This is a genomic window from Nonomuraea deserti (assembly GCF_004348685.1).
GTDB classification, from domain to species: Bacteria; Actinomycetota; Actinomycetes; order Streptosporangiales; family Streptosporangiaceae; genus Nonomuraea; species Nonomuraea deserti.
The window spans coordinates 1-23536 of record NZ_SMKO01000115.1; the positions used below are offsets into that span (position 1 = coordinate 1).

The window sequence follows — 23536 nt, forward strand, 5'->3', positions numbered from 1 at the left end:
TCCCACCCTGTGAGGGGGTAAGGCTCCCGGTAGACGACCGGGTTGATAGGCCGGGTGTGGAAGCACGGTAACGTGTGGAGCTGACCGGTACTAATAGGCCGAGGACTTGACCACAAAGCATACTTTCAGAGTTTTTGCTCGCGTCCACTAGGCAATTCTGAGGCAGCAAACGGTGTCGTTTGGTGTTTCATGGGGTTACGGCGGTTATGGCGGGAAGGAAACACCCGGTTACATTCCGAACCCGGAAGTTAAGCTTCTCTGCGCCGATGGTACTGCACTCGGGAGGGTGTGGGAGAGTAGGTCACCGCCGGACAATTTTTGGAGGGGGTTTCGACGCCGAGCGCGTCGAAACCCCCTCTTTTGCGTTGGGGAACCTCCGCGCTCGGGCCGCGTCGTGAGCGGTGGTGGCGGTCAGTAGGGTTGAGGTGTGGATTATCGTGCGGTAGAACGCGCGATCATGGAGCGTGGCGTCGAATGGGATTTCGAGCCGACGCTCGACAGGATCGCGGCCCTAGTTGATGTGCTCGGCTCCCCGCAGCGGGCGTACCCCGTCATACACATTGCCGGCACCAACGGCAAGACGAGCACGGCGCGGCTGGCAGAGGCGCTCCTCAGGGAGCGCAACCTGCGGGTGGGGCGGTTCACCAGCCCGCACCTGGTGTCGATGCGCGAGCGGATCACCGTTGACGGTGCGCCGCTGAGTGAGGAACGGTTCGCCGAGGTCTACGAGGAGATCATCCCGTATGTCGAACTGACCGACACGCAGGGGCGGCGCATCCAGTTCTTCGAGTTGCTGACGGCGATGGCGTTCGCGGCGTTCGCCGACACGCCGGTCGATGTCGCGGTCGTCGAGGCAGGAATGGGCGGGTCCTGGGACGCCACCAACGTCGCGGACGGCACCGTGGCCGTGATCACGCCCATCTCGCTCGACCACACCGATCGGCTCGGGCCCGACATCCCCAGCATCGCGGCGGAGAAGGCGGGCATCATCAAGCCCGGCTCCACCGCCGTGTTCGCCCAGCAGGAGTTGCCGGCCGCCGAGGTGCTCATGAGGCGCGCGGCCGACGTCGGCGCCGTCGTGGCGCGGGAGGGGCTCGAGTTCGGGGTGCTCAACCGTGAGGTGGCGCTCGGCGGGCAACTGCTCACGCTGCGCGGGCTCAAGGGCGTCTACGACGAGGTCTATCTACCGCTCTACGGCGCCCATCAGGCCGGCAACGCCGTCTGCGCGCTGGCCGCCGTCGAGGCGCTGACCGGGGGCGACGACCCGCTCGACGTCGACCTCGTGCGCCAGGCGTTCGCTGAGGTCGCCTCGCCGGGGCGGATGGAAGTCGTGCGGCGCACGCCGGCGGTCGTTGTCGACGCCGCCCACAATCCCGCCGGCATGCAGGCGACGCTGGAGGGGCTGCACGAGGCGTTCGACTTCGCCAAGGTCATCGGTGTGGTGGCGGTCATGCGCGACAAGGACGTCGACGCCTTGCTGGAGCTGCTTGAGCCGGTCCTCGACGAGATCATCGTCACGCGGAACTCCTCTCCCCGGTCGATGACACCGCAGGAGCTGGGATCCCTGGCGGTGCCGCTCTTCGGCGAGGAGCGCGTGCACGTCGTCGACCGTCTCGACGACGCCATCGACAAGGGCATCGGCATCGCCGACGCCGAGGGTGAGTTCAGCGGCACCGGCGTGCTCATCACCGGGTCCGTGGTCACCGCGGGAGATGCGCGGCTGCTGTTGAAAGCGGATGGTTCGTGATGAACTTCGAGGTCACCCCAGGGATGCGGCGGCTCGGCGCCAGCGTGCTCGGCATGGAGGCGATCGTCGCCGGGCTGATCACGCCCGTGGCGATCGGCGTCGGCGGGGTCGAGCCGTGGCTCGCGGTCACCGTCGGCATCGGCCTGGCCGTGTTGTGCGTGGTCGCCTCGGGCCTGCTCAAGAAGCCCTTCGGCTACGTCCTTGGCAGCGTCGTCCAGGTGCTGGCCATCTGCACGGGCTTCCTCGTGCCGGCGATGTTCTTCCTCGGGGCGATCTTCGCCGCACTGTGGATCACAGCGATTATCGTCGCTCGCCGTGTCGAAGGCGCTACTACCCGCTAAAGTCGGCCTACATGGCCGTCCCCCCGATCCATCGGTCGCCGCATCCGGCTGGCCCCAGGCTTCCATGGCTGCTCGATGCCGTGCTCGGGCTCGTCGTCGTGGCCGCGCTGCCGCTGGCGATCGTCGCGATCCCCAACACGCTCTCCGTCGTCGCCAAGCTGCTGCCCGGCGACATCGACCAGATCGGGCTCATGCGCACCCACGGGCTCGCCCTGCCCGCGCTGATGCTCACCGTGCCGCTCGCCTCCGTGGCGTTGCGCCGGGTGAAGGCCGCGCACCTCTTGCTCGCCGGGCTGGCGCTGGTGGCGCTGTCCGACGCCGCGGGCGGCTACGCCGGGTCTGAGCTGCTGGTCGGAGCGGTGCGCGTGGTGCGCGGCATCGGCGCGGGCCTGATCCTGCCCGCGACGCTCGTGGCCGTCTGGGATCGGGCGCGGGTGCTGCGCGCCCTGTGGGTGGGCATGTTCAGTCTGAGCCTGCTGGCGGCCCAGGCGCTGGCGCTCTGGCCCCTCGACGCGGTGAGCAGCTGGAAGGTGACGTTGCAGCCCTACCCGTTGGTGACGGGGGTGGCGCTCGCTCTGGCCGCCGTTCACCTCGTGGGGTGGATGGTGCTCGGCCGGCCTTCCACGCAGGCGGCCGACGACGAGGACCGCGGCAGGCTGCTGCTGGCCGTCGCGCCCGCGGCGGGCATCGCCATCATGGCGATCAGCACCGCGAACGAAGGCTGGCGGGCGATCCCGGTCATCGCGCTGGCCGGCCTGGCGGTCGTCGGGCTGCTGGTGCTGGCCTCCTTCGGGCCGCCACGGAACCGTACGCTGTCGTACTCGATGGTGGCGGTGGGCGTGGTGCTCCTGCCGAGCGCGGCGCAGGTCACGCTCATGGAGATGGGCGGGCTCGGGGGGCCGGGGCTGCGCGGGTTGTGGGTTCCGTTCGGGTTGGCCGGGCTGCTCGCCGTCGCGGCGGCTGTGGCGGTGCGGCTGTTCGCCGGGATCGCCGGGCGGTGGCTGGCGCCTCTTGGGCTGCTCGCCATGGTCGCGGGCTTGTGCTCGGTCCGGCTGGTCGTGCCCGCCGCTGATGGGCTGGTGCTCGTGGTCCCGTTCACGCTGCTCGCCGCAGGGGCGGCGGTGGCGCTGGCGGCGGCGTTGCAGGATGTGGGCTTCGGAGCGGCGGTCTACGGGCTGTCGTTGTGCTGCGCCGGGGTGCTGGCGGGTTTCCTGCTGGGCACCGGGGTGCAGATGACGATGCTCGACGGGGTGCGCTCGGCCCAGGAGCTGGTCGACCGCTTCGTCGGGGCCCTTCACTGGTGGGCGTTGATCGGCGGCTTCCTGCTGGTCGTGGTGATCGCGCTCGCGTCGGTGATGGCCCGGCGGCCGGTGAAGGAAGAGGCAGCGGCCCCGCGTGAGAGGGCGGACGCCGGCGCGGAGGAGCAGCCCTGCGCGGGAGGGGTCGCAGATGGGAGTGCTCCGACCGGGACACCCCCCGAGTCGGCCTTCGACGAGGGCCGGCTGCGGTGGGGTGACGAGCGGCGGTCCGAGCCGCCGGCGGTGCCGCCACAGGCGCATTCGCCCGAGGACACCGCCTCCGCGTAACGAAACGAGGGCTTGGCGCGGGACGGTAAGCTGAGTGCCCTGTCATGGCGACGCGTGGGCCCGTGCCCCGCGGAGCGTTCACCGGGCACGGTCCGGTGCCTGTCGCCGCGTCCCACTTCGTTCGAAGGAGAACATCAAGTGTCCGAGCGCACTCTTGTCCTGATCAAGCCCGACGGGGTAAAGCGCGGCCTCATCGGTGACGTGATCGCCCGCGTGGAGCGCAAGGGCCTCAAGGTCGTGGCGATGGACCTGCGCACCCTCGACGCCGACACCGCGAAGGCTCACTACGCCGAGCACTCCGAGCGGCCGTTCTTCGGCGAGCTCGTCGAGTTCATCACCTCGGGGCCGCTCGTCGCCATGGTGCTCGAGGGGCCGCGCGCGGTCGAGGCCTTCCGCGCGCTGGCCGGCGCCACTGACCCGGTCAAGTCGGCCCCCGGCACGATCCGTGGCGACCACGCCCTCGAGATCGGGGAAAACGTCGTGCACGGCTCCGACTCGCCCGAGTCGGCCGCCAGGGAGATCAAGATCTTCTTCCCCGACCGGTTCTAGCCGGTTCCCCCTTTCCTGCCGTGCCCGCGTAGCTTTTCGCTGCGCGGGCACGTGGTCTTTTCGCCGGTTTCTTTACTGGGGCGCGAGCAGAATTTTGTCGGAGGGTTCCTTTATTCTTGCCCGCGGTTGGGTGTTGAGGCGTTCCCGCGGCCGGTCGGATGTTGTGGTGCAATCCGGGCAAAATTGCGGTTGAGGTAGGGGCTGGAGATTTTTGTGGGGCGCGGGGGCTCATTGCGCCCATCGGTGGGTACGTCACGTTACGATTCGAATTCGATCCGTAGTCATTCGCATTGGACGTTACGGAGGGCTCCGTTCCCCATGGGCAGCAAGCTCGCGTTTCTCGGCCGCGACATGGCGGTCGACCTGGGCACCGCAAACACGTTGGTTTACGTGCGCGGCCGGGGCATCGTGCTAAACGAGCCGTCAGTCGTAGCGATCAACACCGCCACCGGCAAGATCGTGGCGGTCGGCATCGAGGCCAAGCGGATGATTGGCCGTACGCCTGGCAATATCGTCGCCGTTCGTCCGCTGAAGGACGGTGTGATCGCCGACTTCGACGTCACTGAGCGGATGTTGCGATATTTCATCCAAAGGGTGCATCGCCGCCGCCATCTCGCCAAGCCGCGCATCATCATCGCCGTGCCCAGCGGCATCACCAGCGTCGAGCAGCGCGCGGTGAAGGAGGCGGGATACCAGGCGGGGGCCAGGAAGGTCTACATCATCGAGGAGCCCATGGCGGCCGCCATCGGCGCTGGGCTGCCGGTGCACGAGCCCACCGGAAACATGGTGGTCGACGTAGGCGGCGGCACGACCGAGGTGGCGATCATCTCGATGGGCGGCGTGGTCACCAGCCAGTCGATCCGGATCGGCGGCGACGAGCTCGACCAGGCGGTGATCTCGTTCGCCAAGAAGGAATACTCGCTGATGCTCGGCGAGCGCACGGCCGAGGAGATCAAGATGGCGATCGGCTCGGCCTGTCCCAACGGCGAGGAGTCGCACGCGGAGATCCGCGGCCGCGATCTGGTCAGCGGGCTGCCCAAGACCATCATCGTGTCGAGCGAGGAGATCAGGAAGGCCACCGAGGAGCCGGTCAACGCGATCGTCGACGCGGTCAAGACCACGCTCGACAAGTGCCCGCCCGAGCTGTCCGGCGACATCATGGACCGCGGCATCGCGCTCACCGGCGGTGGCGCCCTGCTCAGAGGGCTGGACGAGCGGGTCAAGGTCGAGACGGGCATGCCCGTCCACCTCGTCGACAACGCGCTCGACTCGGTCGCCATCGGTTCAGGCAAGTGCGCGGAGGAGTTCGAGGCGCTCCAGCAGGTCCTGGTTCCGGAGTCGCGACACTGATGAGAGATTCCAACCGTGCCCGGCTGATCCTGGGAGCGCTGCTGGCGGCGGCGCTGGTCATCCTGACCGTCGACCACCGCACGGGCGACAACTCGCCGCTGCACCCGCTGCGCGCGGCCGGAGCCTACGTGTTCGGCACGGTGGAGCAACTCGGTGGCGGGATCGTACGCCCCATCGGCGGGTTCGTGCAGGCGCTGGTGGCCGCGCCCGACGCTCAGGAACGCATCGACGCCCTCAAATCGGAGAACGCCAAGCTGCGGGCGGGGATGCTGGTCGGCAAACTCGACTCCGACCGGGCCAAGGAGCTCAAGGAACTGCTCGGCCTGGCCGGCGCGGGCGGATACAAGGTGGTGCCGGCCAACGTCGTCGCCCGGCGGGGAGCGCCCGGGTTCGAGGACGCCGTGCAGATCGACGTCGGCACCAGCGACGGGGTGCGCACGGAGATGACCGTGCTCAACGGTGAGGGGCTGGTCGGGCGGGTCATCCGCGCGTCGGCGCACAGCTCGACGGTGGTGCTGCTCAGCGATCCCGCCTCGGCCGTGGGGGCGCGGCTGGAAGGGGCCAAAGAGATCGGCGTCGTGCACGGGGTGGGGGAGCACGGGCGACTTGTGCAGTTCCGGCTCCTCGACTCGACCGCGCCGCTGACCAGGGGCGGGCGGATCGTGAGCTTCGGGTCGCAGCACGGGAGGCCGTACGTGCCCGGGGTGCCCGTCGGGGTGATCGAGAGGGTGGAGTCGACGCCTGGAGAGCTGACGCGCATCGCCTACGCCAGGCCGTACGCGGATCTGACGGCTCTCGACGTGGTCGGTGTGGTGGTGGAGGCGCCCAGGCGCGACCCGCGTGACGCGGTGCTACCCCCCAAGGAGAAGGCGCGGTGATCGGGGCGCCGGGAGGGATGACGGTTCTGAGGCCGGGAGTGGATGCGGCGCCAGGTGCGGGCGCCTCAGCGGGCGAAGTGATCGCTCCGCCGCCAGGTGCGGTGACGCCTGCTGATGATCCTCGGTTGAGGCCGGATGTGAGGGCTTCTCAGAGGTCGGTCCCGGTGGGGTCGCGTGTGTGCGCTTCTCGGGGGTCGGTCCTGGTGGGGCGGGGTGGAAAGACGTCATGCGGTAAGGCTCTGGCGGGAGCGGCGTCTTCGGGCGGGGTGTACGCCGGGTCGGATGTGGTGGTCGGTGGGGAGGGGTCGCGTTGATCGGGGGGTTGTCCGTGGTGATCGCGCTGCTGGCGCAGGTCATGCTGGTCAACCGGCTGCCGCTGCCTGCTGGAGGCGCGCCTGACCTGGTGCTGCTCGCCCTGATCGGGACGACCCTGTCGCGCGGGGCCGCGTCGGGCGCGATGCTCGGGTTCTTCGCCGGGCTGCTGGTCGACGTCATGCCGCCGACCGCGCACCTGCTCGGCCAGTACGCGTTCGTGCTCGCGCTCGTCGGATACGTCGCGGGGCACGGCGCGGGCGGGCCGGTGACGACCGTCGTGCTGTGCGTGTTGATGGCGCCGCTGCTGGCGGCCGGCGTGGGCGGCCTGATCTCCGATTCCCGGGTGACGATGTCCACGCTGACCGAGCAGGTGCCCGTCACCGTCGTCTACACGCTGCTGGTCTCGCCGATCGTGATCTGGTTGACCACGCGTGCCGGGCGGACGAGGTTCTCGACATGATCAGGATGCGGGCCCGGCTGCTGGTGCTGCACGTTCTCGTGCTGACGCTGCTCGTCGTGCTGGCCATGCGGCTGTGGCAGGTGCAGGTGGTGCGCGGGCAGGAGTTCGTGACGCGGGCGACGGAGACCCGGACGCGCACCGTGATCGTGCCGGCCGTGCGCGGGCAGATCCTCGACTCGTCCGGCCGGCCGCTGGTGCGCAACAAGACCGCGCTCGTCGTGTCCGTGGACCGTACGCGGCTCTCGAGGATGCCCGACGGCGGTGTGGAGGTGCTGCGCAAACTGTCCGCGGTGCTCGACAGGCCGGTGGCGCAACTGCAGCAGCGCATCACGCCGTGCGGGCCCGGGGTCGCCAAGCCGTGCTGGACGGGGTCGCCGTACCAACCGGTTCCGCTGGACGAGAAGGTCGACACCCGTGAGGCGCTGCAGATCCTCGAGCGGCAGGAGGAGTTTCCCGGGGTGACGGCGGAGATCCACTCCGTCAGGCAATATCCGGGTGGCAGGGCCGGCGCCCAGATGCTCGGCTACCTCCAGCCGGTCACCGAGGCGGAGCTGGAGAAGCGCGAAGGGCTCAAGGCCAGCTTCTCGGGGGTGGACCTCGTCGGGCGCGACGGGCTCGAATACGTCTACGACGAGGCGCTTCGCGGTAAGGCGGGGTTGCGCAGGGTGCAGGTGGACCGGATGGGCAAGGCGCTCGGCGTCGAGGAGCAGACCACTCCCATCCCGGGCGACCACCTGGTCACCAGCATCGACTCGCGCGTCCAGAACGTGGTGGAGAAGGCACTCGCGCGGGCGATGAAGTCGGCGCCGGCAGCCGATGGCGGGGCCGGAGTGGTGCTCGACGCTCGCAGCGGGCGGGTCGTGGCGCTGGCCAGTGCCCCCGGCTACGATCCGGCGATCTGGGCGGGCGGGATCTCAGCCCGCGGATACCAGTGGCTGATGTCGGAGAAGTCCGGCAAGCCGCTCGTGTCGCGGGCGATCAACGGCCAGTTCGCGCCGGGTTCGACGTTCAAGGTCTCGTCGGTGACCTCCATGCTGCGGGCCGGCTACCCGCTCAACGGCAAATACAGCTGCCCCGGCTCCGTCATGGTGGGCGGACGGGCGTTCAACAACTTCCGCGGCATCCCCCTGGGCACGCTCGACCTGCACATGGCGCTGGTCAAATCGTGCGACACGATCTTCTACCAGGCCGCGTTCGAGCAGTACTCGAAAGACGGCGGCCGCAGCCCGAAGAAGACGCCGAAGGAGGTGTTCGCCAACGTGGCGAGGGCCTTCGGCTTCGGCCGGCCGACGGGCATCGACCTGCCGGGCGAGTCGTCGGGGCGCATCCCCGACCGGGCCTGGAAGAAGGACCTGTGGAACCGCACCAGCGCGGTCAACTGCGAGCGGTCGCGTAAGGGCTACCCGGAGGTCAAGGACCGTGCGCGGGCGGAGTTCCTGAAGCGTCTCGCGCTGGAGAACTGCACCGAGGGGTTCCTGCTGCGGCCGGGTGACGCGGCCAACTTCTCCATCGGCCAGGGCGACGTGCTGGTGACGCCACTCCAGCTGGCCAGGGCGTACATGGCGCTGGTGACCGACGGAAAGGTGCGCAGCCCGCGCATCGGGTGGGCCCAGGTCAGGCCCGACGGCAAGGTGGTCAAGACCATCGACGTGCCGGTGGTGGGCAAGCTGCCGCTCAGCGAGAAGGAGCGGCGCTACATCAAGAACGCGCTCAGCCAGGTGCCCTCCGACGGCACCGCCGCGGGTGCCTTCGCCGGATTCCCGATGAACAAGGTACGCATCGGCGGCAAGACCGGAACCGCCGAGGTCTGGGGCAAGCAGGACACCGCGTGGTTCGCCTCGTTCGCGCCCACCCAGAACCCTCAGTACGTCGTGGTCGTCATGATCTCTCAGGGCGGGATGGGCGGCTCGGCGGCGGCGCCGGCCGCGCGCGAGATCTACGAAGGCATATACGGCATCAAGCGGCCCCCGGCGGTGCCCGGCGGGCGGTTGACGACGCGGCTGCCGACGTTCGCGCCTGACGGAACGGTGGCAAGAGGATGACGGGCCGCACGGCCGCCGTCCGGCGCCCCTCGCTGCTGCGGCGGGTGGCGGGCGAGAACTCGGCCGTGCGGCGCTTCGACGGGCTCATGCTGGTCGCGGTGGCCGGGCTGTGCGTGATCGGCACCCTGCTGGTGTGGTCGTCCACCCGCACCTGGGCGCCGGGGGCGACGGGACTGGTCAAGAAACACCTGCTCAACCAGGCGCTGGGCGTGGTGCTGTGCGGCATCGTGGCCTCGATCGATCACCGGGCGATGCGGGCGTACGCGCCGCTGGTGTTCCTGATGTCCCTGGTGGGGTTGGGCCTGGTGATCACCCCGCTGGGCGCTACGATCAACGGCTCGCACTCGTGGATCCTGCTCGGCGGCGGGTTCGCGGTGCAGCCGTCGGAGTTCGCCAAGGTGGGCCTGCTGCTGATCACGGCGATGCTGCTGGCGCAGCCGGCGGAGGGTTCCGACCGGCCGCGCGGGTTCGACGTCGTGCTGGCGCTGCTCGCCGCGGCGCTCACGATCGGGCTGGTGATGCTCCAGCCCGACCTCGGCACGGCGATGGTGCTGGCGGTGATCGCGGCGTCCGCGCTGATCATCGCGGGGGTGCGGAAACGGTGGATCGCGGCGCTGACGATGGTGGCGGGCGCCGGCGTGTTCGCGGTGTTCTACTTCCAGCTGCTGGAGCCGTACCAGGTGGCGCGGTTCACCGCGTTCGTCGACCCCAGCGTGGACCCGCGAGGGGTGGGGTACAACAGCACGCAGTCGCTGATCGCGATCGGCTCGGGGCAGCTGCTGGGCAAGGGGCTGCTGGGCGGCGGGCAGACGACCGGGCGGTTCGTGCCCGAGCAGCACACCGACTTCATCTTCACGGTGGCGGGGGAGGAGTTCGGTTTTCTCGGGTCCGTCACCGTGGTGCTGCTGCTCGGCGTGGTGCTGCTGCGCGGGCTGAAGATCGCCAGGCAGTGCGAGGACCGGTTCGGGACGCTGGTCGCGGGGACGATCGTGTGCTGGTTCGCGTTCCAGATGTTCATCAACGTGGGGATGACGATCGGGATCATGCCGATCACGGGGTTGCCGCTGCCTTTCGTGTCGTACGGCGGCACGGCCACGTTCGCCAATCTCATCGCCGTCGGGTTGCTGCAGGCCATCAGGGTGCGCGGTCATTCGTTCAGCTGACGGCTCACCGGCGGGTCGGCGCACCGGCCCCGGACCTGTCACCGTCCGAACGCCGCTACCCTTGACGGTATGCCTGTCGAGTCGATTTTCCACCGCCTGGAAGCGTTGCTGCCGAAGGTGCAGAAGCCGATCCAGTATGTCGGGGGCGAGCTCAACTCGACCGTCAAGGACTGGGACTCCGCCGAGGTGCGGTGGGCGTTGATGTATCCCGACGCCTACGAGGTGGGCCTGCCCAACCAGGGTGTGGCGATCCTCTACGAGATCCTCAACGAGCTGCCGGGCACGCTGGCCGAGCGCACCTACGCGGTCTGGCCCGACCTCGAGGCGCTCATGCGCGCCGAGGGCATCCCGCAGTTCACCGTCGACGCGCACCGGCCGGTGCGCGCCTTCGACGTGCTCGGGGTGTCGTTCTCGACCGAGCTCGGCTACACCAACATGCTGACAGCGCTCGACCTGGCCGGCATCCCGCTGACGGCGGCCGACAGGGGCGACGACGACCCGATCGTGCTCGCGGGGGGCCACGCGGCCTTCAACCCGGAGCCGATCGCCGACTTCCTCGACGCGGCCGTGCTCGGCGACGGGGAGCAGATCTCCATCGCCATCTCGGAGGTCGTCCGCGAGTGGAAGGCGGAGGGCCGCCCCGGCGGCCGCGACGAGCTGCTGATGCGGCTCGCCGAGTCCGGTGGCGTCTACGTGCCCAAGTTCTACGACGTCGACTACCACCCTGACGGCCGCATCAAGCGGGTCGCGCCCAACAGGGCCGACGTGCCGTGGCGGGTGCACAAGCACACCGTGATGGACCTCGACGAGTGGCCCTATCCGAAGAAGCCGCTGGTTCCGCTGGCGGAGACGGTGCACGAGCGGTTCAGCGTGGAGATCTTCCGCGGCTGCACGCGCGGTTGCCGGTTCTGCCAGGCAGGCATGATCACCCGGCCGGTGCGTGAGCGTTCGATCACCACGATCGGCGCCATGGTCGAGAACGGCGTCAAGGAGTCCGGCTTCAACGAGGTCGGCCTGCTGTCGTTGTCGTCCGCCGACCACTCCGAGATCGCCGACGTCGCCAAGGGCCTGGCCGACCGGTACGAAGGCACCAACACCTCGCTGTCGCTTCCCTCGACCAGGGTCGACGCGTTCAACATCGACCTGGCCAACGAGTTCTCCAGAAACGGCAGGCGCTCGGGCCTGACGTTCGCGCCCGAGGGCGGCTCCGAGCGCATGCGCAAGGTGATCAACAAAATGGTCACCGAGGAAGATCTGATCCGCACCGTCACCACGGCCTACTCACAGGGGTGGCGGCAGGTCAAGCTCTACTTCATGTGCGGGCTGCCCACCGAGCAGGACGAAGACGTGCTCGGCATCGCCGACCTGGCCAAGAAGGTCATCAAGGCGGGCCGCGACATCACCGGCAGCCGTGACATCCGCTGCACGGTCTCCATCGGCGGTTTCGTGCCCAAGCCGCACACGCCGTTCCAGTGGGCTGCCCAGGCCGACCACGAGACCGTCGACCGGCGGCTCAAGGCGCTGCGCGACTCGCTCAGAGGAGACAAGCAGTACGGCAAGGCCATCGGCTTCCGCTACCACGACGGCAAACCATCGATCGTCGAGGGCCTGCTCTCGCGCGGCGACCGCCGCGTGGGCGCCGTGATCCGCGCCGTCTGGGAGAGCGGCGGCAGGTTCGACGGCTGGAGCGAGCACTTCTCCTACGAGCGCTGGATGGCGGCGGCCGAGCAGGCCGGCGTCGACGTCGCCTGGTACACCACGCGCGAGCGGGAAGAGAACGAAGTCCTCCCGTGGGACCATCTCGACGCCGGGCTCGACCGCGAATGGCTCTGGCAGGACTGGCAGGAGGCCGTTACCGGCGGCGAGGTCGAAGACTGCCGCTGGACCCCGTGCTACGACTGCGGGGTCTGCCCCACCATGGGGACGGAAATTCAGATCGGCCCTACCGGGCGAAAACTCCTTCCTCTGACGGTGGTTTAGCGCGCTCAGTGGGCGAGCCGTGTCACGGCGTACACGTACACACGTCGGCGCGGCTTATCCTGAGTGGAAGGAACTCTTACAAGGGAAGGACGACAAGCTCTGAAACCTGTTCCCGAAGGGCCTCCGCCCGCGCCCACGGTGCAGCGCCTGCGTGTGCGTTACGCCAAGCGCGGCCGCCTGCGCTTCACCAGCCACCGCGACATCTCGCGGGCCGTCGAAAGAGCGGTCCGCCGTGCCGGCATTCCGGTGGCCTACAGCGCGGGCTTCTCGCCTCACCCGAAGATCTCCTACGCGGGCGCGGCGCCGACCGGCGTCGCCAGCGAAGCCGAATACCTCGAGATCGGTGTTACCACGCCGTGCGTTCCGGAGCAGGTCAAACTCGGCCTCGACGGGTCGTTGCCGCCCGGGCTCGACGTGCTCGACGTTGTGGAGGCGGGGCCTGGTGGTCTGGCCGACCGCTTGGAGGTCTCCGACTGGGAGGTGCGGCTGCCCGGTGCCGACCGCGAGCTCGCCGAGGTGGCGGTGGAGAAGTTTCTCGCGGCAAGCACGGTGGACGTCGAGCGCCTCACCAAGAAGGGCCCCCGCCGCTTCGACGCGCGGGAGGCCGTCCTGAGGCTCGTGGTGTCCGAGGGAACAGACAGAACCGCAGCTCAGGTGCAGGGACGACCGTGTGTCATACTGCGCATGGTTGTTCGGCACATGACGCCTGCCGTTCGACCCGACGATGTGCTCACAGGGCTGCGCCTTGTGGCCGACTTCGCGCCGCCGGTTCCCCCCGAGGTGACCAGGCTGGCGCAGGGGCCGCTCGACGCCAGCACCGGTGCGCTTGCCGACCCGCTCGACCTGGACCGCGACACGACGCGCGGCGGCGAGGCGGGACCGGCGGGTGAGCACGTCGCCGGTTAAGGGAGTGCCCTGTGCGAGCCGGGCACGACCGTTGACAGGACTTGGCGTCGGCGCCCCCTCATCGGGGGAGCCGGCGGACAACGAGACACGAGGGCTCCTGCGCGGCGCGGCGACGCGCCCGGGAGCTGACGGGAGAGCGCCCGCATGCTCGACAACGAGCCCAACGCCGGGGCCACTGGCCCTGACGGGGAGACAATTGAACAGCCAGAGGTGACCACGCGTCGCCGTTCCGCCAGCCGGCCCGCGGGTCCGCCGCCGGAGCCCGACGAACCGACCTCCGTTCCGGTCACCGTGGTAGCCGCGCAGGCGGCGCCGTCGGTGGCTGAGGTGCAGCCGGTCCAGGTCAACGCCGTGCAGCGTGCCGCCGGTGAGCCCGCACCCGAGATCCTCGCGGAGGCCGCCGCCACGACGGCTGCGCCCACGACTGCCGCGAGCACGACCGCTTCGAGCGCGGACCGTCCCGGCACGGCCGGGGAGGTCGCTGGAGCGTCGGGCCCGGCCGGTGTCGCTGACACGGCCGGCGGAGCTCCGAGCACCGGCGACACGGCCGGCGGAGTCCGGAGCGTCGGTGACACGGCCGGCGGAGTCCGGAGCGTCGGTGACACGGCCGGCGCGGCCGCAGGCGCCGGTGGCACGGTCGATGACGCAGCCGGTGGCACGGTCGCCGGAGCTCCTGGCACGGACGGTGGCGGGATGAGCGCCGCCGGTGTCGCTGGCGCCGGCTCGGGTGCCGGTGCCCCGGAGAGCCCGGCTGAGGAGAAGCCCAAGAGGGCCACGCGGACCCGGTCCACGGCCACGACGACGCGCCGGCGTACCACGAAGAAGGCCGCTGAGGCGCAGGCCGAAGAGGCGGGAGCGCTCCCCGAGAGCGCGGCTCCCGCCGATGAGGCCCCGGCGAAGCGGCGCAGGACCCGCAAAAAGGCTGAGCCCGAATCCGGCGCGGTCGCCGAAGAGCAGGACGACGTGACGCCCGCCGGCGGCGCGGCCGCGGTGGGCGCGCCCACAGGCGGTGCCGAGGCCGCCGCCCCGTTCGGCACGGACGAGGGCGCCGGTGGCCGTGACACCGAGGACCTGGCAGCTGACGTCGCCGCCGTGGCGGCAGGCGAGGCCGAGGTCTCGCAGGCCGGCGCGCGGACGGCGGCCCAGGCCGAGGACGCACGGGCCGGCGCCGGGACGGTGTCCCAGGCCGAGGGCTCGTCGGCCACGGCATCGGGAGCCGAGCGTTCCAGGGCTGCGCGTTCCGGGGGCGACGTCGAGGTGGCGCCCTCCGGCGTGGACGTGGCGCCTTTCGCGGCCACCGACACGGCCGCCGACACGGCCGCCGACACGGAGGACGACGAGGACATCATCGAGATCCTGCCCGAGGACGAGCCGCTCGACGACGAGCCCGCGGGCGAGGACCTCGACGAGGACGTCGACCGCCCGAGCCTGCTCGCCGACCCGTTCGGGCTGACCGCGCGCAGGCAGGACGAGCCGGGCGCCGCGTTCCAGCGGCCCGCGGCCATCTTCGCGCCGCTCTTCCAGGCGCCCGACCCCAGCAGGGCCAAGCCCGCCGCCACCAGGCGGGCGGAGCCGCCGCAGCCGGTCGCCGAGCCGGAGGAGGCCGAGGAGCCGGTCGACGAGACCGCGACCGAGGACGAGCCCGACACCGACACCTCCGACGAGCAGGAAGAGGAGGGCGGCGGCCGCCGCCGTCGCCGCCGTCGGGGTGGCAGGGGCCGCGGCAAGTCACGGGAGCGTGACGAGTCCGAGGACGCCGACGAGCAGGAAGAGGACTCCGACGAGGGGCAGAGCGAGGAGGCCCAGGAAGAGGAGGCTTCCGGCTCGCGCCGCCGTCGCCGGCGTCGGCGCCGTGGCACGGACGAGGGCGTGGAGCCGGCGGGCGACGACCCCCCGAACACGGTGGTGCGCATCCGAGCGCCGCGCTCGGGACGTTCGGCCGGGCTCGACACCGCCACCGACGGCGTGCAGAGTGTGCGCGGCTCGACCAGGCTCGAGGCCAAGAAGCAGCGCCGCCGCGAGGGGCGCGAGCTCGGGCGCAGGCGCCCGCCGATCATCACGGAGTCGGAGTTTCTGGCCCGCCGCGAGTCCGTCGACCGGATGATGGTGGTGCGCAGGCAGGGCGACCGCACCCAGATCGCGGTGCTGGAGGACGGCGTGCTCGTCGAGCACTACGTCAACCGCGAGGCCAGCCAGTCCTACGTCGGCAACGTCTATCTCGGCAAGGTCCAGAACGTGCTGCCCTCGATGGAGGCGGCGTTCGTGGACATCGGCAAGGGCAGGAACGCCGTCCTGTACGCCGGTGAGGTGAACTTCGACACGGCAGGTCTCGAAGGCCAGCCGAAGCGCATCGAGTCGGCGCTGAAGTCGGGCCAGTCGGTGCTCGTCCAGGTCACGAAGGACCCGATCGGGCACAAGGGCGCGCGGCTCACGTCGCAGATCAGCCTGCCAGGCCGCTATCTGGTGTACGTCCCCGACGGGTCGATGACCGGCATCAGCCGCAAGCTGCCCGACAAGGAGCGCGCGCGGCTCAAGAGCATCCTGAAGAAGGTCATGCCGGAGAACGCCGGCGTGATCGTGCGCACCGCCGCCGAGGGCGCCTCGGAGGACGAGCTGGCGCGCGACGTGGCCCGCCTGTCCGCGCAGTGGGAGAACATCCAGAAGAAGGCCAAGTCGGCCAGCCCGCCCGAGCTGCTGTCCGCCGAGCCCGACCTGACGATCAGGGTCGTGCGTGACGTGTTCAACGAGGACTTCACCTCGCTGGTCGTGCAGGGCGGCGACGCCTGGGACACCGTCGACGAGTACGTGAAGTACGTCGCGCCGCATCTGGGCGAGCGCCTGTCGAAGTGGGACGCCGGCCAGGGCGACGTGTTCGAGTCGTACCGGATCGACGAGCAGCTCGGCAAGGCGCTGGAGCGCAAGGTGTGGCTGCCGAGCGGCGGCTCCCTGGTGATCGACCGCACCGAGGCGATGACCGTCGTCGACGTCAACACCGGCAAGTTCACCGGCCAGGGCGGCAACCTCGAAGAGACCGTCACGCGCAACAACCTGGAGGCGGCCGAGGAGATCGTCCGCCAGCTCAGGCTCCGCGACATCGGCGGCATCATCGTCATCGACTTCATCGACATGGTGCTCGAGTCCAACCGCGATCTCGTGCTGCGGCGCATGCTGGAGTGCCTGGCCCGCGACAGGACCAAGCACCAGGTGGCCGAGGTGACCTCGCTGGGGCTGGTCCAGATGACCCGTAAGCGGGTCGGTCAGGGCCTGCTGGAGGCGTTCTCGACGGTCTGCGACTGCTGCAACGGGCGCGGCCTGATCATCTCCACGGAGCCGGTCGAGACCAAGCCGGAACCGCGCGGCACGCAGGGCAAGATGGCCGTCGAGAAGGCGGTCGCCGACAAGGTTTCCGCGGCGAAGGACTCCGGCAAGCGTGATACTGTGACCGGTGCGCTTGAAGAAGTCCCCGCTGAGGATGACCAAGCCAGCCAGACTTCCGGCAGGGGGCGGAGACGCTCCCGCCGAGCCAAGTCAGCCGAGTAACCTCGGCAGACTTCCGACGTTCCGTCCGGTTCGCCTAGGGCGCCGTTAATCCGGTACCCTGGTGAATCGGTGCGTCAGGTGACGTGCCCTGTTGGCGCGCTTACTCGGTTCGTCGGTTTTGACAGGCCGAATGACAGGCGCAGCATTCGGAGTCAGCGGCCATTCCCGCGCGGGGTGGCCGGGGTTCGCAGTGCAACAGTGAGTCAGTAGAAGGGTTCCGCGGTGTACGCGATCGTTCGTTGCGGCGGCAGGCAGCAGAAGGTCTCCGTCGGTGACGTCCTCGAGGTGGACAAGGTCGCCGGCGAGGTCGGCTCTTCGGTTTCGCTGCCGACGGTGCTCGTCGTCAACGACGGCGATGTGACCACGGAGGCGGGCAAGTTCACGGTCAGCGCCGAGATCCTCGGCGAGACCAAGGGCCCCAAGATCCGCATTCTCAAGTACAAGAACAAGACCGGTTACAAGAAGCGCCAGGGTCACCGCCAGCGGTACACCCAGGTGAAGATCACCGGTATCGACCAGGCCTGATCGGGAGTTTGAGAGATGGCACACAAGAAGGGCGCGTCGTCCACCCGGAACGGCCGTGACTCCAACGCTCAGCGCCTGGGCGTCAAGCGCTTCGGCGGCCAGCTGGTCAACGCGGGCGAGATCATCGTCCGCCAGCGTGGCACCCACTTCCACCCCGGCGACAACGTGGGGCGTGGCGGCGACGACACGCTGTTCGCGCTGGCCGCCGGTCACGTGCAGTTCGGTGTCAAGCGCGGGCGCCGGGCCGTCAGCATCGTTCCCGTCACGGAGTAGTTTCCTCTCGGGTTTCGCATCCAAGGGGTGGATCGATCGAGTGTCGATCCACCCCTTGGCGTTTTCCGGGGATGTTCTGCGGCCCCGCGCTTGTTGAACAGGCGATCGCCCGGCGTGAGGACTGCCGCCGGGCTCGTTGATGTAGTGGAGATGCCCCTGCCGGGGTGATGGAGAGGGTGCTTGATGCCGGACTTCGTGGACCAGGTGGTCCTGCACATAAAGGCCGGTGACGGGGGGAACGGGTGCGCCTCCATCCACCGGGAGAAGTTCAAGCCGCTCGGCGGCCCCGACGGGGGCAACGGCGGGCGGGGTGGCGACGTCATCCTCGAGGTCGACCCCAACACCGCGACCCTGCTCGACTACCACCACCGCCCGCACCGCAAGGCGGCGAACGGCAAGCAGGGCCAGGGGTCCAACCGCGACGGTGCCAACGGCGACGACGTGGTCCTGCCGGTGCCCAACGGCACGGTGGTGAGGGACAGCGCCACGGGCGAGGTGCTGGTCGACCTCGTGGGAGTCGGGACGCGCTACGTGATCGCCCAGGGCGGGCACGGCGGACTCGGCAACGCGGCGCTGGCCACCACCCGGCGCAAGGCGCCCGGGTTCGCGCTGCTCGGCGAGCCGGGCGACGAGCTCGACGTCATGCTGGAGCTCAAGAGCGTCGCCGACGTGGCGCTGGTCGGGTTCCCCAGCGCCGGGAAGTCGTCGTTGATCGCCGCGCTGAGCGCGGCCAAGCCCAAGATCGCCGACTACCCGTTCACCACCCTCATCCCCAACCTGGGCGTGGTGACGGCCGGCGACACCGTGTTCACCGTCGCCGACGTGCCCGGGCTGATTCCCGGGGCGTCGCAGGGCAAGGGGCTCGGGCACGAGTTCCTGCGCCACGTCGAGCGGTGCGACATGCTCGTGCACGTCATCGACTGCGCCACCATGGAGCCCGGGCGCGATCCGATCACCGACTACGAAGTGATCGAAGCGGAGCTGCGGGCGTACGGAAAGCTCGACGACCGGCCGCGGCTGGTCGTCCTCAACAAGGCCGACGTGCCCGACGCCAGGGAACTGGCCGAGATGGTCACCCCGGATTTCGAGGCGCGAGGGCTGAGGGTCTTCACGATCTCGGCCGCCACGCACGACGGACTGCGCGAGCTCACGTTCGCCATGGGCGAGTGGGTGGCCGCGGCCAGGGCCGCCAAGCCGGTCGAGGAGCCCACGCGGCTGGTGATCCGGCCCCGGCAGTTCGGGGACGCCGGGTTCCGGGTGCGGCGGGTCAACGACAACCTGTTCCAGGTCACCGGCGAGAAGCCGGAGCGGTGGATCAGGCAGACCGACTTCAGCAACGACGAGGCCGTGGGCTACCTCGCCGACCGGCTCGAACGGCTCGGGGTCGAGGAGGAGCTGGCGAAGGCCGGTGCCCGTGCGGGGGTCGAGGTGGTCATCGGGCCCATGGAGGGTGGCTACGTCTTCGACTGGCAGCCCACGCTCCACGCCGAGTCGATCCGGCAGGGCCCGAGGGGCTCCGACAGCCGCCTCGGATAGGCCATGCGCCCGTTACCGTCCCTGCCGGGCGAGTGTCCGCGCGGGGGCGGTGGTGGGCGTCGGCGCCTTCTAAATGCTCTGGTGCGGGTGAGCCCTGGCCTGGTCCGTGCCAGGTTTCCCGTGCTGAATGGAGCGTGACGGGGTGGCGGTTGTCCCCGGGTCGGCGGGCCTTTGGGGCGGGTGCGCGCCTCCGGGCAGGCGGGGTCGTGGGTACGTGCGCCTTCCATGCTGGATCGAGCCGAGGGTGATGTGCGCCCCGGGTGGGCGCGGGCGCGATCGGGTGTGTGGATCGTGGTGCCATCCGGCGCCGGTGGGCGGCGCCTAGGCGCGTTTGGCAGCGTTTCTCCGCCGGGGGTGCACGGCGTGACGGCCTTGGCGGGCGCATGGGCACGACAGGCTTGCGGAGGGGCGGCTCCGGCCCGCTCGGTCAGGGGCGGAGGGTGGCTTCGGCGCCGCCGTCGGCGTAGAGGATCTGGCCGGTCATGAACGCGTTGTCCGGGCTGACCGTCCAGGCGAGCAGGGACACGATCGCGGAGACGGGCCCGGGGAAACCGAGGGGCTGGGGCATCATGGAGGACACGAGCGCACGGGCGGCCGGATCGTCCAGGAACATCGTTCTCGCCGTCTCCGTGTCCACCACACCCGGTGCGACCGCGTTGAGCGGAATGCCTGCCTCTGCCCAGGCAGGGCTGACGGCGGCCCGGCGGAGCCAGCGGTTGAGCGCCAGCTTGGTGGACGGATAGACGATGCGGCCCCGGCCGGCCTCGACGGCGGTCGTGACGGCGGCCACGGCTGCCTCCTCGTCCATGGACAGGCACGCGTCGACGATGGTGTCGTCGGCGGCCACGATCGCGCTCAGCGAGGAGACGGCGACCGCCCTGGGCAGGTGTGATCCGGCCAGCAGGGGCCGGAGGCTCTCCAGGGTCGCGATCGTGCCGAAGAAGTTGAGCCGTGCGGTGAGCGGCGACGGGACGGCGCTGCCGGCCACGGCGATCAGGCCGCCGATCAGGCCGTCCGAGGCCGCCGCCACCTCCGAGGCGAGCCGCTCGCGTCCCGCCGGGGTGGTCAGGTCGGCGGTCACGTCGGCGTCGCGCACGTCGCAGCGGATCACCCGGTCGCCGCCCTTCTCCAGGTGGTCTGCGGTGGCGGCGCCGATGCCCGACGCGGCACCGGTGACGACATAAGTACGGATTCCCATGGATAAATTACTACATCGAATGAAGAGATGCAGTCAATGTAGTAATGTGGCCGCCATGGCGGAGGGGATGAGGGAACGGAAGAAGCGGCGTACGCGCGAGGCGCTGATCGCGGCGGCGGTGGAGCTGTTCCGGCGGCAGGGCTACGAGGTGACGACCGTCGCCCAGATCGCGGCCGCGGCCGACGTGTCGACCAGGACGTTCTTCCTGCACTTCCCCACCAAGGAGGACGTCGTCCTGGCCGACGCCGACACGCGGGTCGAGCTGGCCGTACGGATCATCGAGGAGCGGGGGGCGGACGAGTCGCTGCCCGACGTGCTCGCCACGGCGGTCCAGCGCATGATCAGCGAGGTCGCCGGCTCCGACCTGGCCACCGGGATGGCCGACGTCCGGGTGCAGCTGATGCTGACCGTCCCCGAGCTGCAGGCCAGGATGATGCGGCGGCTGCTGGACGCGCAGCGGCGCATCGTCGACGCGTTGTGCCGGAGCTACCCGGAGGAAGACGACGTCGTGCTCGTCGGAGCGCTGGTTGGGGCGATGGCGGGCGCGGTGACCTCGGCTGCCACGTACGCGCTGCGCCGGGGTGACGCGCCGGAGGAGGTCACCGCCGCCATGCGCGCGGCGGCCGGGCGCGTCGCACTTTCCAGCAGCCGATAAGCTGCCAGACGTGCGGGAACACCTCAGCTCAGCGTCCAAGGTCGTTGTCAAGGTCGGCTCCTCCTCGCTCACCACCCCTCAGGGCATGATCGACGTCGACCGGGTCGACGCGCTGGTGGATGTGCTGGCGGCGCGGCGCCGGGCCGGAACGCAGATCGTCCTGGTCTCCTCGGGAGCGATCGCGGCGGGCCTCGGGCCGTTGGGGCTGACCGCGCGACCACGTGACCTGGCCACCCAGCAGGCGGCCGCGTCCGTCGGGCAGGGTGTGCTCGTCGCCCGCTACACCTCCTCCTTCGCCCGCTACTCCCTGCGCGTCGGCCAGGTGCTGCTGACCGCCGACGACATGATGCGCCGCGCCCACCACGCCAACGCCCAGCGCACTCTCAACCGGCTGCTCGAGCTGGGCATCGTGCCCATCGTCAACGAGAACGACACGGTGGCCACCGACGAGATCCGCTTCGGCGACAACGACCGGCTGGCGGCGCTGGTGTCGCACCTGATCCACGCCGACGCCCTGGTGCTGCTGTCGGACGTCGACGCGCTCTACGACGGCCCGCCGAGCCGCAGCGGCTCGCGCCGGCTGACGGAGATCCGCGGCGCCGGTGACCTGATAGGCGTCGAGCTCGGCAGGAACGGCGCGTCGGTCGGCACCGGCGGCATGGTGACCAAGGTGCAGGCGGCCAGGATCGCCACAGGAGCCGGAGTGCCCGTGGTGCTCACCGGGGCCGCTCACGCGGCCCAGGCGCTGAGCGGAGCCGACGTCGGCACCTACTTCCACCCCGGCGGCCGCCACCCCGGCACGCGCCTGCTGTGGCTCGCGCACGCCACCACCGGGCGCGGCCGGCTCCACCTCGACCAGGGCGCGGTCGACGCCATCGTGGGGCGGCGCAAGTCCCTGCTGCCGGCGGGGGTGACGTCGGTGGAGGGCGAGTTCGCCGCCGGCGACCCCGTCGACCTGTGCGAACCGGAGGGCCTCGTGGTGGCCCGCGGCCTGGTCAACTTCGACGCCGCCGAGATCCCCGGCCTGCTCGGGCGCTCCACGCGGGAGCTGGCGAGCACGCTGGGCCCGGAATATGAACGCGAGCTGATCCACCGTGACGACATCGTCATACTGGAAGCTCACAGTTGAGAGCCGGATGCCCGACCGACGGGCTCCGTGTGAATGACGAAGGACGGCCGGGGCGCGAGCGCCCTGAGCAGCGGAGCGGAGCGTAGCCATGAGCACAGAGTTCCTGAAGGTCGCCCACGCGGCGCGAGAGGCCGCCGCCGAGCTGGCCCCGCTGCCTCGGGCGCCCAAGGACCGGGCGCTGCGCGCCGTCGCCGACGCGCTGGTCGCGCACGCGGCGCCGATCGTCGAGGCCAACGCCAAGGACGTCGAGCAGGCCAGGTCCCAGGGCACCGCCGAGGCGATGATCGACCGGCTGCGGCTCGACGAGGCCAGGGTCGCGGCCATCGCCGAGGCCGTGCGCCAGGTCGCCGACCTGCCCGACCCGGTCGGCGAGGTCGTGCGCGGCGCCACGCTGCCCAACGGGCTCGAGCTGCGCCAGCTCAGGGTGCCGTTGGGCGTGATCGGCATCATCTACGAGGGCCGCCCCAACGTCACCGTCGACGCCGCCGCCCTCTGTCTCAAGAGCGGCAACGCGGTGCTGCTCAGGGGCTCGTCCAGCGCTCACTCCTCCAACGCCGCCCTGGTCCGGGTCATGCAGGAGGCCCTGGCCGGCACCGAGGTCCCGGCCGGGGCCGTGCAACTCGTCCCCGGGCTGACGCGCGACTCGGTCAAAGAGCTCATGCGCGCCCGTGGCCTGGTCGACGTGCTGATCCCGCGCGGCGGCGCGTCGCTGATCAACTCGGTGGTCGAGGAGTCCACCGTCCCGGTGATCGAGACCGGCGTCGGCAACTGCGCCGTCTACGTCGACGCCGACGCCGACGTCGACCTGGCCGTGCAGATCCTGGTCAACGCCAAGGCGCAGCGGCCCTCGGTGTGCAACGCGGCGGAGACGTTCCTGGTGCACGCCGACGTGGCCGACGCGTTCGTGCCCCGGGCGTTGCGGGCGCTGGCCGAGGCGGGAGTGACCGTCCACGGCGACACGAAGATCGCCGCGTACGGCGAGGTCGTCCCGGTCACCGAGGACGACTTCCGCGCCGAATACCTCTCGCTCGACATCGCCGCCGCCGTCGTCGGCTCGCTGGAGGAGGCGGTGGCCCACATCAGGCGCTACGGCTCCGGCCACACCGACGCCATCGTCACCAGGTCGCAGCGAGCCGCCCGCAGGTTCGTCGCGCTGGTCGACTCGGCGGCCGTCGCGGTCAACGCCTCGACGAGGTTCACCGACGGGGGCGAGTTCGGCTTCGGGGCGGAGATCGGCATCTCCACACAGAAGCTGCACGCGCGCGGCCCGATGGGGTTGCCCGAGCTGACGTCCACCAAGTGGATCTACACCGGTGAGGGGCATTTGCGCACGTCGGAGGGCACGGTGGTGGCCGGTTAACCG

General features: G+C 70.3%; 19 protein-coding genes and 2 rRNA genes. 20 read left to right on the forward strand and 1 reads right to left on the reverse strand.

Features of this window, described 5'->3' with window-relative positions; all coding sequences use genetic code 11:
• From E1292_RS32015 to obgE, 17 genes are all read left to right on the forward strand, one after another.
• Positions 1 to 114 (forward strand): 23S ribosomal RNA (locus E1292_RS32015); the annotation flags it as partial.
• Between the two features lie 82 nt (positions 115 to 196).
• Positions 197 to 313: ribosomal RNA gene (rrf, locus tag E1292_RS32020) — 5S ribosomal RNA — on the forward strand.
• 144 nt (positions 314 to 457) lie between these two features.
• Positions 458 to 1747, forward strand: a complete 1290-nt coding sequence (locus E1292_RS32025) for a bifunctional folylpolyglutamate synthase/dihydrofolate synthase (RefSeq protein ID WP_132599699.1) — start codon at positions 458 to 460, stop codon at positions 1745 to 1747.
• On the forward strand, positions 1747 to 2088 hold the full coding sequence (locus E1292_RS32030) for a DUF4233 domain-containing protein (protein ID WP_132599701.1): 342 nt from the start codon (positions 1747 to 1749) through the stop codon (positions 2086 to 2088). The genes E1292_RS32025 and E1292_RS32030 overlap by 1 nt, the downstream gene beginning before the upstream one ends.
• Positions 2089 to 2099: 11 nt before the next feature.
• On the forward strand, positions 2100 to 3674 hold the full coding sequence (locus E1292_RS32035) for a hypothetical protein (protein WP_132599664.1): 1575 nt from the start codon (positions 2100 to 2102) through the stop codon (positions 3672 to 3674).
• Between the two features lie 138 nt (positions 3675 to 3812).
• On the forward strand, positions 3813 to 4223 hold the full coding sequence (ndk, locus tag E1292_RS32040) for a nucleoside-diphosphate kinase (RefSeq protein ID WP_020546379.1): 411 nt from the start codon (positions 3813 to 3815) through the stop codon (positions 4221 to 4223).
• Between the two features lie 318 nt (positions 4224 to 4541).
• A complete protein-coding gene (locus E1292_RS32045; RefSeq protein WP_132520011.1) occupies positions 4542 to 5573 on the forward strand; it encodes a rod shape-determining protein in 1032 nt (343 codons plus the stop codon).
• The gene (mreC, locus tag E1292_RS32050) at positions 5573 to 6451 is read left to right on the forward strand and encodes a rod shape-determining protein MreC (RefSeq protein ID WP_132599666.1); all 879 of its coding nucleotides are present in this window, start codon (positions 5573 to 5575) and stop codon (positions 6449 to 6451) included. Before E1292_RS32045 ends, mreC begins: the two co-directional genes overlap by 1 nt.
• 310 nt (positions 6452 to 6761) lie before the next feature.
• Positions 6762 to 7226, forward strand: a complete 465-nt coding sequence (mreD, locus tag E1292_RS32055; protein ID WP_132599668.1) for a rod shape-determining protein MreD — start codon at positions 6762 to 6764, stop codon at positions 7224 to 7226.
• Positions 7223 to 9268, forward strand: coding sequence for a penicillin-binding protein 2 (gene mrdA / locus E1292_RS32060; RefSeq protein WP_132599670.1), 2046 nt, complete (start codon positions 7223 to 7225; stop codon positions 9266 to 9268). Before mreD ends, mrdA begins: the two co-directional genes overlap by 4 nt.
• Positions 9265 to 10431, forward strand: coding sequence for a rod shape-determining protein RodA (gene rodA, locus E1292_RS32065; RefSeq protein ID WP_132599672.1), 1167 nt, complete (start codon positions 9265 to 9267; stop codon positions 10429 to 10431). The genes mrdA and rodA overlap by 4 nt, the downstream gene beginning before the upstream one ends.
• Positions 10432 to 10500: 69 nt before the next feature.
• Positions 10501 to 12411 (forward strand): TIGR03960 family B12-binding radical SAM protein, encoded by a 1911-nt coding sequence (locus E1292_RS32070; protein WP_132599674.1) that lies wholly within the window; start codon positions 10501 to 10503, stop codon positions 12409 to 12411.
• Between the two features lie 153 nt (positions 12412 to 12564).
• Positions 12565 to 13317 (forward strand): TIGR03936 family radical SAM-associated protein, encoded by a 753-nt coding sequence (locus E1292_RS32075; protein ID WP_246090480.1) that lies wholly within the window; start codon positions 12565 to 12567, stop codon positions 13315 to 13317.
• Between the two features lie 318 nt (positions 13318 to 13635).
• The gene (locus E1292_RS32080; protein ID WP_342775726.1) at positions 13636 to 16857 is read left to right on the forward strand and encodes an Rne/Rng family ribonuclease; all 3222 of its coding nucleotides are present in this window, start codon (positions 13636 to 13638) and stop codon (positions 16855 to 16857) included.
• 222 nt (positions 16858 to 17079) lie between these two features.
• Positions 17080 to 17382: a 50S ribosomal protein L21 gene (rplU, locus tag E1292_RS32085; RefSeq protein ID WP_049575732.1), complete on the forward strand. Its 303-nt coding sequence runs from the start codon at positions 17080 to 17082 to the stop codon at positions 17380 to 17382.
• Between the two features lie 15 nt (positions 17383 to 17397).
• On the forward strand, positions 17398 to 17655 hold the full coding sequence (rpmA, locus tag E1292_RS32090; RefSeq protein ID WP_132516546.1) for a 50S ribosomal protein L27: 258 nt from the start codon (positions 17398 to 17400) through the stop codon (positions 17653 to 17655).
• A gap of 183 nt (positions 17656 to 17838) precedes the next feature.
• Positions 17839 to 19191 carry a GTPase ObgE gene (obgE, locus tag E1292_RS32095; RefSeq protein WP_132599678.1) on the forward strand — a complete coding sequence of 451 codons (1353 nt, stop codon included), beginning with the start codon at positions 17839 to 17841 and terminating at the stop codon, positions 19189 to 19191.
• A gap of 427 nt (positions 19192 to 19618) precedes the next feature.
• Here obgE and E1292_RS32100 read toward each other — a convergent pair whose 3' ends face one another.
• Positions 19619 to 20389: an SDR family oxidoreductase gene (locus tag E1292_RS32100; protein WP_132599681.1), complete on the reverse strand. Its 771-nt coding sequence runs from the start codon at positions 20387 to 20389 to the stop codon at positions 19619 to 19621.
• Positions 20390 to 20444: 55 nt separating this feature from the next.
• On the opposite strand from E1292_RS32100, the gene E1292_RS32105 reads away from it, so the two are divergent.
• From E1292_RS32105 to E1292_RS32115, 3 genes are all read left to right on the forward strand, one after another.
• Positions 20445 to 21044, forward strand: a complete 600-nt coding sequence (locus tag E1292_RS32105) for a TetR/AcrR family transcriptional regulator (protein WP_132599683.1) — start codon at positions 20445 to 20447, stop codon at positions 21042 to 21044.
• Positions 21045 to 21054: 10 nt separating this feature from the next.
• Entirely contained in the window at positions 21055 to 22173 is a 1119-nt protein-coding gene (proB, locus tag E1292_RS32110) for a glutamate 5-kinase (RefSeq protein WP_132599685.1), read from the forward strand.
• Between the two features lie 88 nt (positions 22174 to 22261).
• Complete coding sequence (locus tag E1292_RS32115) at positions 22262 to 23533, forward strand: glutamate-5-semialdehyde dehydrogenase (protein ID WP_132599687.1); 1272 nt, start codon at positions 22262 to 22264, stop codon at positions 23531 to 23533.
• Positions 23534 to 23536 lie beyond the last annotated feature (3 nt).

Coding starts and splice junctions, on each gene's coding strand:
- rpmA (WP_132516546.1), top strand. CDS start 17,398: ATGGCACACAAGAAGGGCGCGTCGTCCACCCGGAACGGCCGTGACTCC.
- E1292_RS32030 (WP_132599701.1), top strand. CDS start 1,747: ATGAACTTCGAGGTCACCCCAGGGATGCGGCGGCTCGGCGCCAGCGTG.
- rodA (WP_132599672.1), top strand. CDS start 9,265: ATGACGGGCCGCACGGCCGCCGTCCGGCGCCCCTCGCTGCTGCGGCGG.
- E1292_RS32115 (WP_132599687.1), top strand. CDS start 22,262: ATGAGCACAGAGTTCCTGAAGGTCGCCCACGCGGCGCGAGAGGCCGCC.
- E1292_RS32100 (WP_132599681.1), bottom strand. CDS start 20,389: ATGGGAATCCGTACTTATGTCGTCACCGGTGCCGCGTCGGGCATCGGC.
- mrdA (WP_132599670.1), top strand. CDS start 7,223: ATGATCAGGATGCGGGCCCGGCTGCTGGTGCTGCACGTTCTCGTGCTG.
- E1292_RS32035 (WP_132599664.1), top strand. CDS start 2,100: ATGGCCGTCCCCCCGATCCATCGGTCGCCGCATCCGGCTGGCCCCAGG.
- E1292_RS32045 (WP_132520011.1), top strand. CDS start 4,542: ATGGGCAGCAAGCTCGCGTTTCTCGGCCGCGACATGGCGGTCGACCTG.
- mreC (WP_132599666.1), top strand. CDS start 5,573: ATGAGAGATTCCAACCGTGCCCGGCTGATCCTGGGAGCGCTGCTGGCG.
- E1292_RS32105 (WP_132599683.1), top strand. CDS start 20,445: ATGGCGGAGGGGATGAGGGAACGGAAGAAGCGGCGTACGCGCGAGGCG.
- E1292_RS32025 (WP_132599699.1), top strand. CDS start 458: ATGGAGCGTGGCGTCGAATGGGATTTCGAGCCGACGCTCGACAGGATC.
- obgE (WP_132599678.1), top strand. CDS start 17,839: ATGCCGGACTTCGTGGACCAGGTGGTCCTGCACATAAAGGCCGGTGAC.
- E1292_RS32070 (WP_132599674.1), top strand. CDS start 10,501: ATGCCTGTCGAGTCGATTTTCCACCGCCTGGAAGCGTTGCTGCCGAAG.